Below are 6475 nucleotides of genomic sequence, written 5' to 3'. Positions count from 1 at the left end.
CGGGTCCCCCCCCTCCTGGCGCCCCTCCTCCAGGCCCACGTGCGCGAAGAGCCTGGGGGACTGGCCCGGCTCCGGGGCGACGTGCAGCGCCACCGCGCGGGCATGGAGCAGGTCCGCCACCCGGGCGAGGAACGTCTCCGGCGGCGGGGGCACCGGCTGCGCCACGAAGCGCGCCATCTCCGCCACCGCCTCCACCTCCCAGCGGCTGCGCGCGCCGTCCGCCTGGAGGTGCGCGTCCGCGAGCGCCGCGCCCACCACCTTCGCGAACAGCGTCAGCACCGAGCCGTGCCGGGGCGCCACCCACGGCCCCGCCACCCACAGCACCTCCGCCTGCGGCCCGCCCACCGGCAGGTACGCGTGCGTGGGCTCCGCCTGGTCCGCGCCGCCGAACACCGGGCGCCCGTCCGACAGCGCCTCCAGCGCCAGGTGCGCGTCCGCGGGCGGGGCCACGCCGTCACGCACCACCAGCCGCGTCCCCTCCCAGCGCAGGATCCGCGCCCGGAAGCCCGCGCGCTCCAGGCCCTCCAGCGCCACGCGCCGCACCGCCTCCTCCGAGCGCGCGGCCACGAGCCCGGCGGAGGTGTCCACCAGTCGCTCCGCCACCGCCAGCTCCAGCGGCCGGTGCGCCTGGAGGAGGCAGTTGAGGAGCAGGCCGTAGCCGCCACCCTCCAGTTGCAGCTCCGTGGCCTGCACGGCCACCTCGCTCATCCGTCCCTGGAGGCTCGTCACCCGGTAGAGCTGCGTGCGCCCGTCCAGCGGTGAGCCCCGGGCCAGCTTCTGGTAGCGCTCTGCCAGCCGGCTGCGCTCCTCCGCCTGCACGAAGTCCAGGAAGGAGTGGCCCTCCACCTCCTCGCGCGACAGGCCCAGGAGCCCCGCGTACGCGTCGTTGGCCACCCAGACGCGGCCGGCACCGTCCAACACCAGCACGGGGTTGGAGAAGGGCTCCACGAGGGCCCGCAGATCCCTCTGGCTGTAGGTCTTGGGACTCATCCGCGACGCAGCACCCGTTTGTCACCCACCCGGAGCGTCACCTTCTCCCGGTCGAAGTACTCCGACAAGGGGATGATGAACTTGCGGCTCTGGCCCACCAGGTCCTTGAAGCCCTGGGTGGTGATCTCCTTCTGCTCCCGCAGGTAGGCCACCAGCCGCTCGCGCAGGGCCGTGAGCGCGTTCGCGTCGAAGCACAGCTCCTCGCTCACGCGCACCCCTGTCCCCTGCGCCACCAGGACCTTCAACAGCTCCTGGAGCTTCTCCGGGGACAGCCCCAGCTTGCGCGCCAGCTCGGTGACGGTGGGAGGCGCCAGGCCCGCTGCGGACAGCTCTGCCGACAGGCGTGCGCGCGCGGCCTCGTCCCCCAGCGTGAGCGTGCGCCCCCGGCCCTGGAGGCGCACCACGTCCTTCTCCGACTCCACCTTCCCGGCGTCCACCAGCGCCTGCACCACGCGCTGGAACAGTCGGGCATCCAGCTGCGCGGAGAGCCGCTGGCGGAGCTCCTCGCGCGAAAGGCCCTCGCGCATCGGTTCGCGCTCGTGGAACGCGGCGAGCAGCGCGAGCGACCGCTGGCGCAGGCCCTCGAACACGTCGTGCGAGACGTAGAGCCGCTTCTCGCGGTCCACCAGCAGCACCTGGCCCTTCGCGCCCAGGAGCTCCAGCGTGCGCGCCAGCACCTTCGGCCCCAACCCCGAGCGGCCGAACAGCTCCGTCTGCGTCAGCCCCGCGTAGCCCGCCTGCCGCAAGAGCCACGCCACCTGCCCGGCCGCGTCCGCCTCCAACAGCGGCCGCACCACCGCGGACGCGCCCCGGCGACGGCGCGGCGGGGTGATGGACAGCACGCGCCCTCCCGCCACCGTGGCGCCCCGGCCCGGCAGCGCGCGCGAGCCTCGCAGGATGAAGCGCTGCCCCACGAGCGCGCCCACCGGCGACTGGAGCCGCAGCTGCGCGAGCGCCGTCTCCCCGGGCGCCAGCGTGTCCAGGTCCAGAAGCGCCACCGTGGCCTCCACCTGCGCGGTGCCCAGGTGCAGGAGCAGCTTGCGACGCTTCGCGAGCGGGGCCTCGGCCGCGGGCAGCAGCGTCAGCTCCACGTCCAGCATGGACGTCTCCGGCAGCTCGCCCGCGCGCGTGAGCACCATGCCCCGATGCACATCCTCCGTCTCCACGCCCGTCACGTTCACCGCCGCGCGCTGCCCGGCCTCCACGCGCGCCACCGGCTGACCGTGCACCTGCACACCCCGGACGCGGAAGGGACCGGACCTTCCGCCCGGCTGAGCCGGCAGGAGCGCCACCGCGTCGTCCACCGCCAGGCTGCCGGACAGGAGCGTGCCCGTCACCACCGTGCCGAAGCCCTTGATGCTGAAGGCGCGGTCCACCGGCAGGAACGCGGGCCCTTCCGCGGGGCGCTCCGGCAGCGTGGTGCCCGCGCGGGCGAGCGCCGTCTTCAACTCGCCCAGGCCCGCGCCCGTCCTCGAGGACACCGGCACCACGGGCGCGCCCTCCAGGAAGGTGCCCGTGGTGAGCGCGGCGAGGTCCGCCTCCACCAGCGCGCGCCAGTCGTCGCCCAGCGCCTCGAGCAGGTCCGACTTGGTGAGCGCGACGACGCCCGCCTTCACGCCGAGCAGCCGGCAGATGTCCAGGTGCTCGCGCGTCTGGGGCATGACGCCCTCGTCCGCGGCCACCACCAGCACCGCCAGGTCCACGCCGCCCGCGCCTGCGGCCATGGCCTTCACGAAGCGCTCGTGGCCGGGCACGTCCACCACGCCCGCCACCCGTCCATCGCCCAGGGGCAGGTGGGCAAAGCCCAGCTCCAGCGTGATGCCCCGGCGCTTCTCCTCCGGGAGCCGGTCCGTGTCGATGCCGGTCAGCGCCTTCACCAGGGACGTCTTGCCGTGGTCGATGTGCCCCGCCGTCCCGATGATCATCGCCGCTTCAGCATCCCGGTGCTGCCCGGGAGCCTAGGCCCCGGCCTTGTCGGGGTCGTCGTCGAAGTGCGCTTCGGCCATCACGGGCTCGTAGTCCCACGGGAAGACGAAGAGCGCGTCGGTGGACATGCCCGCATGGTCCGGCGTGAAGCCCTCCGGCCGCGCCACGAGGCACGCCGTCTTCACTTCCTTCGCGCCCATCTTGCGCGCGAGCGCCGTCGCCAGCTCCAGCGTGTCCCCGCTGGACGCGATGTCGTCCACGATGAGCACGCGGCGGCCCTTGAGCGCCGGGGGCATCTCGTCGCTCACCTGCTGCTGGGCGCGGTTCTTCGTGCGCTCGGTCTTGTCGCGGCTGCGGCGGCTGATGCGCACGGGGAAGAACTGGCAGCCGAGCGCGCCCGCGAGCGCCCCACCCACGTACACGCCACCATGGGCCACGCCCACCACCATCTCCGGCTCCCAGGCCTGACGGATGGTGCGCGCCAGCTTCTGCACGGAGCGGTCGAACTCCGCCCACGACAGCTCCACCACCCCGTTGGGCTTCTGCCGGGACTGGTCGCGGCCGGTGGGTTGGCGCGGGGCTTCTACCTGGGGCGCGAGCACCAGGTCGTTGGGGATGGAGACGAGCTTCTCCGCTTCCAGCTTCTGGGCGGCGGACGGGGTGGGCTGCTTCGGGGAAGGGTTGCGCTGGTCCTGGGACTTCGGCCCAGGCGCTGCCCGCTTGGTGGCCACGGCGAAAGCTCCGGCTGAGGGGTGCGGCGGCCTTGTCATATCCCGGGCATCGCGCCCTCGCCACAACCGCGGCGCCTGCCTCCTCGGAGTGTGTGAAGCATCGCAACATCCTTTGGACGCGGAGGATGTCTGTCTTCACCAGGGACGGCCGTTGCGCGCCGTCCCGGCCGGCGGCTCAGACGCTCCCTTCGGTGAGCATCTGCTGGATTTCCACGCCCGGGATGACATAGCGCGTCGTGCAGAACTGGCACGTGGCCTCCGCCTGGCCTTCCTTCTCCAGCAGGTCCTGCAGCTCCTCGCGGCCCATGGCGAGCAGCGCGAGCTTCACGCGGTCGCGGCTGCACGAGCAGGTGAAGCGCAGCGGGTAGCGCGACATCACCTCCAGGTCCGCCTCCGGCACGAGCGAGCGCAGGAGCGTCAGCGCCCCGTCCTGCGCGTGCGCCTGCACCGCCGTCTGGAACTGCGCCCGCAGGCGGGGCCCCAGCGCGCGGAAGGCCTCGCGGTCCCCGTTGGGCAGGGGCTGCACGAGCAGGCCGGCGACGGTGGCGAGCGCGTCCGGCTGGCCGTCCACCTCGCCGGGGAGCTGGACCATGAGCAGGTGGGAGGGCACCTGATCCGACTGGTGGAAGTAGCGCTCCAGGTCCGCCACCAGGTCGAAGTGCTCCAACTCCACGGACGAGCGGTAGTACTCACCGCCGCCCTGGTCGCGCAGCACGGACAGGAAGCCGTGGTTCCCCAGCACGGGGCGCCAGTGGTAGCTGCCCTCGGTCCCCACGTACTCCACCAGGGTGTTCTTCACGTAGCCGCGCACGACGCCGTTCGCGTCGCCGTCCACGAAGAGGCCGCGCAGGGGGCCGTCGCACTCCAGCTGCAGGTTGATGCGGGAGTCGGTGCCCTTGCGCAGCGCCCCCATCAGGGCCGCGGCGGTGAGGCCCTGGGACAGGAGGGCCGCGGAGGCGGGCATGCTCTGGTGCGCGGCGCGGGCCTGGCGGGACAGGACGCTGGTGGTGGCCAGCATCAGCCGCAGGTCCGACGCCTTCAACAATCCACTGACGAGCTCATCGGGCATAAGGGTGGTTGTTAGCGTGCCCCACCCGGTCGCGCCCGCCAACGGAAGAGGGCCGGGGTTGGGCCGCCCGCCCGGCGGCCAGCAGCCGGGACAGGGGGCTGGCATCGCCAGGGCTTATGAGTCGGTGTTCCCCGGCTGGCACGCATGGGTGCGGAAGAAATCCAGCCCGCGCGGTGGAACGGCTATAAACCGCCCCTGGCCGTCATCACCTGGGCCTGACTTGGGCGCGCGCGGGGTTCCACACCCCACCCCTTCCGCGTGCCCGCGCTGGAGACTCGATGAGCACCCAAGCCACCGCCGAAGCCATCACCGACCGGACGCCCCTGTTGAAGTCGCGGCTGGGCTCGTTCCTCGCCGTGGTGCCCCTGAGCATCTGGGTCATCAACCATCTGTGGGACAACCTGTCCGCCTTCCGCGGCGCGGCGGCCTGGCAGGAGTCGGTGACGCAGTACGCGAACCCCTTCGCCCAGGCGTTCACGTTCCTCATCGTCATGCTGCCGCTGCTCATCCACACGGCCTGGGGCCTGGTGCGCATCTTCAGCTTCAAGCCCAACAACAAGGCCTACAACAACTACGGCAACCTGAAGTACCTGGTGCAGCGCGTGGCGGGCCTGGGCGTGCTCGCGTTCCTGGGCGCCCACATCTGGCTGGCCTTCCTGCACCCGCGCCTGATGGAGGGCGGCCCGGAGCCGTTCGCCGACATCGCGCGCGAGATGCACCACCACGGCCCCACGCTGCTGGTCTACCTGCTGGGCACGCTGGGCACCGCGTACCACCTGGCCAACGGCCTGCAGACCTTCGCCATGGGCTGGGGCATCTTCGCCAGCGACCGCTCCATGCGCCGCTTCGAGCCCGTCTCCATCATCATCTTCCTCGTCCTGCTGGCCATGGCCTGGGGCACCATCTACGCCCTCTACACGGCGGGCGCGGCCTTCAGCCCGGAGGCGATGGACGTCGGCTGAAGCAAGCCCGCGGTTCCCATCCCCGAAAACACGACCGGCCGCCCCTGACTTCCAGGAGCGGCCGGTTCGCTTTTCAGGGGCGGTAGGCCCCGGCGTCAGAACGGGATGTCTTCGTCCGCGCCGCCATGGCTGCCACCACCCATGCCATCGTCCATGCCCATGGGCGGCGACGGCTGACCGTAGTCGTCCCCGCCGCGCGAGGGCGCGCCGTTGCCCTGCGACCGGCGTCCGCCACCACCCGCACCCGCGCCGCCGCTGTAGCCCTCACCGGCGTCACGGCCGCCGAGGAAGGTGACGGAGGTGGCGACGACCTCGGTGGTGTAGTTCTTCTTGTTCTCCTTATCCATCCACTCACGCGTCTGCAGACGACCCTCGACGAAGCACTGCCGTCCCTTCTTGAGGTACTCGCCGCACAGCTCCGCGAGCTTTCCCCAGACGACGATGCGGTGCCACTCGGTGCGCTCCTGCTTCTGGCCGTTCTTGTCGTTCCAGCTCTCGCTCGTCGCGATGCGGAAGTTCGCCACGGCCTGACCGCCCGGGGTGAAGCGCACCTCGGGGTCCGCGCCGAGATTGCCGATGAGAATGACCTTGTTCACGCCTCCAGCCATGGTTCCTCCCTACCGAGACCTGGCCCACCAAGGGCCAGGTACAACCCGCGAGGACACACGCCCCGACAGGTCCTTCAGCCCATAGCATCCACCACTGACATTCCCCCCGCTAGAAACCGGCCACGGGAGGCGCGGACGGACGCCCGCCTGTCCCCCGGGCGGGAAGGCTCCAGATTCCGGGGGGATGGG

General features: G+C 72.0%; 6 protein-coding genes. 1 reads left to right on the top strand and 5 read right to left on the bottom strand.

Annotated features, from left to right (window positions below; all coding sequences use genetic code 11):
• From D7V93_RS35200 to D7V93_RS35185, 4 genes are all read right to left on the bottom strand, one after another.
• Nucleotides 1–990 (bottom strand): PAS domain-containing protein (locus D7V93_RS35200; RefSeq protein ID WP_120647529.1); only part of this gene is annotated, 990 nt, incomplete at its 3' end.
• Nucleotides 987–2915: a selenocysteine-specific translation elongation factor gene (gene selB / locus D7V93_RS35195; RefSeq protein ID WP_120647528.1), complete on the bottom strand. Its 1929-nt coding sequence runs from the start codon at nucleotides 2913–2915 to the stop codon at nucleotides 987–989. The genes selB and D7V93_RS35200, both read right to left, overlap by 4 nt.
• A gap of 33 nt (nucleotides 2916–2948) precedes the next feature.
• Complete coding sequence (locus tag D7V93_RS35190) at nucleotides 2949–3647, bottom strand: phosphoribosyltransferase (protein WP_244237690.1); 699 nt, start codon at nucleotides 3645–3647, stop codon at nucleotides 2949–2951.
• Nucleotides 3648–3822: 175 nt separating this feature from the next.
• Entirely contained in the window at nucleotides 3823–4716 is an 894-nt protein-coding gene (locus tag D7V93_RS35185; protein ID WP_120647526.1) for an Hsp33 family molecular chaperone HslO, read from the bottom strand.
• A 278-nt stretch (nucleotides 4717–4994) separates the two neighbouring features.
• On the opposite strand from D7V93_RS35185, the gene D7V93_RS35180 reads away from it, so the two are divergent.
• Entirely contained in the window at nucleotides 4995–5678 is a 684-nt protein-coding gene (locus D7V93_RS35180) for a succinate dehydrogenase/fumarate reductase transmembrane subunit (RefSeq protein ID WP_120647525.1), read from the top strand.
• 95 nt (nucleotides 5679–5773) lie between these two features.
• On the opposite strand, the gene D7V93_RS35175 is transcribed toward D7V93_RS35180, so the two are convergent.
• Nucleotides 5774–6286, bottom strand: coding sequence for a single-stranded DNA-binding protein (locus D7V93_RS35175; RefSeq protein WP_120647524.1), 513 nt, complete (start codon nucleotides 6284–6286; stop codon nucleotides 5774–5776).
• Nucleotides 6287–6475: the final 189 nt, after the last annotated feature.

The organism is Corallococcus llansteffanensis, from assembly GCF_003612055.1.
Lineage (GTDB): Bacteria > Myxococcota > Myxococcia > Myxococcales > Myxococcaceae > Corallococcus > Corallococcus llansteffanensis.
The sequence above is the reverse complement of the archived record's forward strand: the minus strand, read 5'-3'. Positions and strand labels throughout refer to the sequence as shown.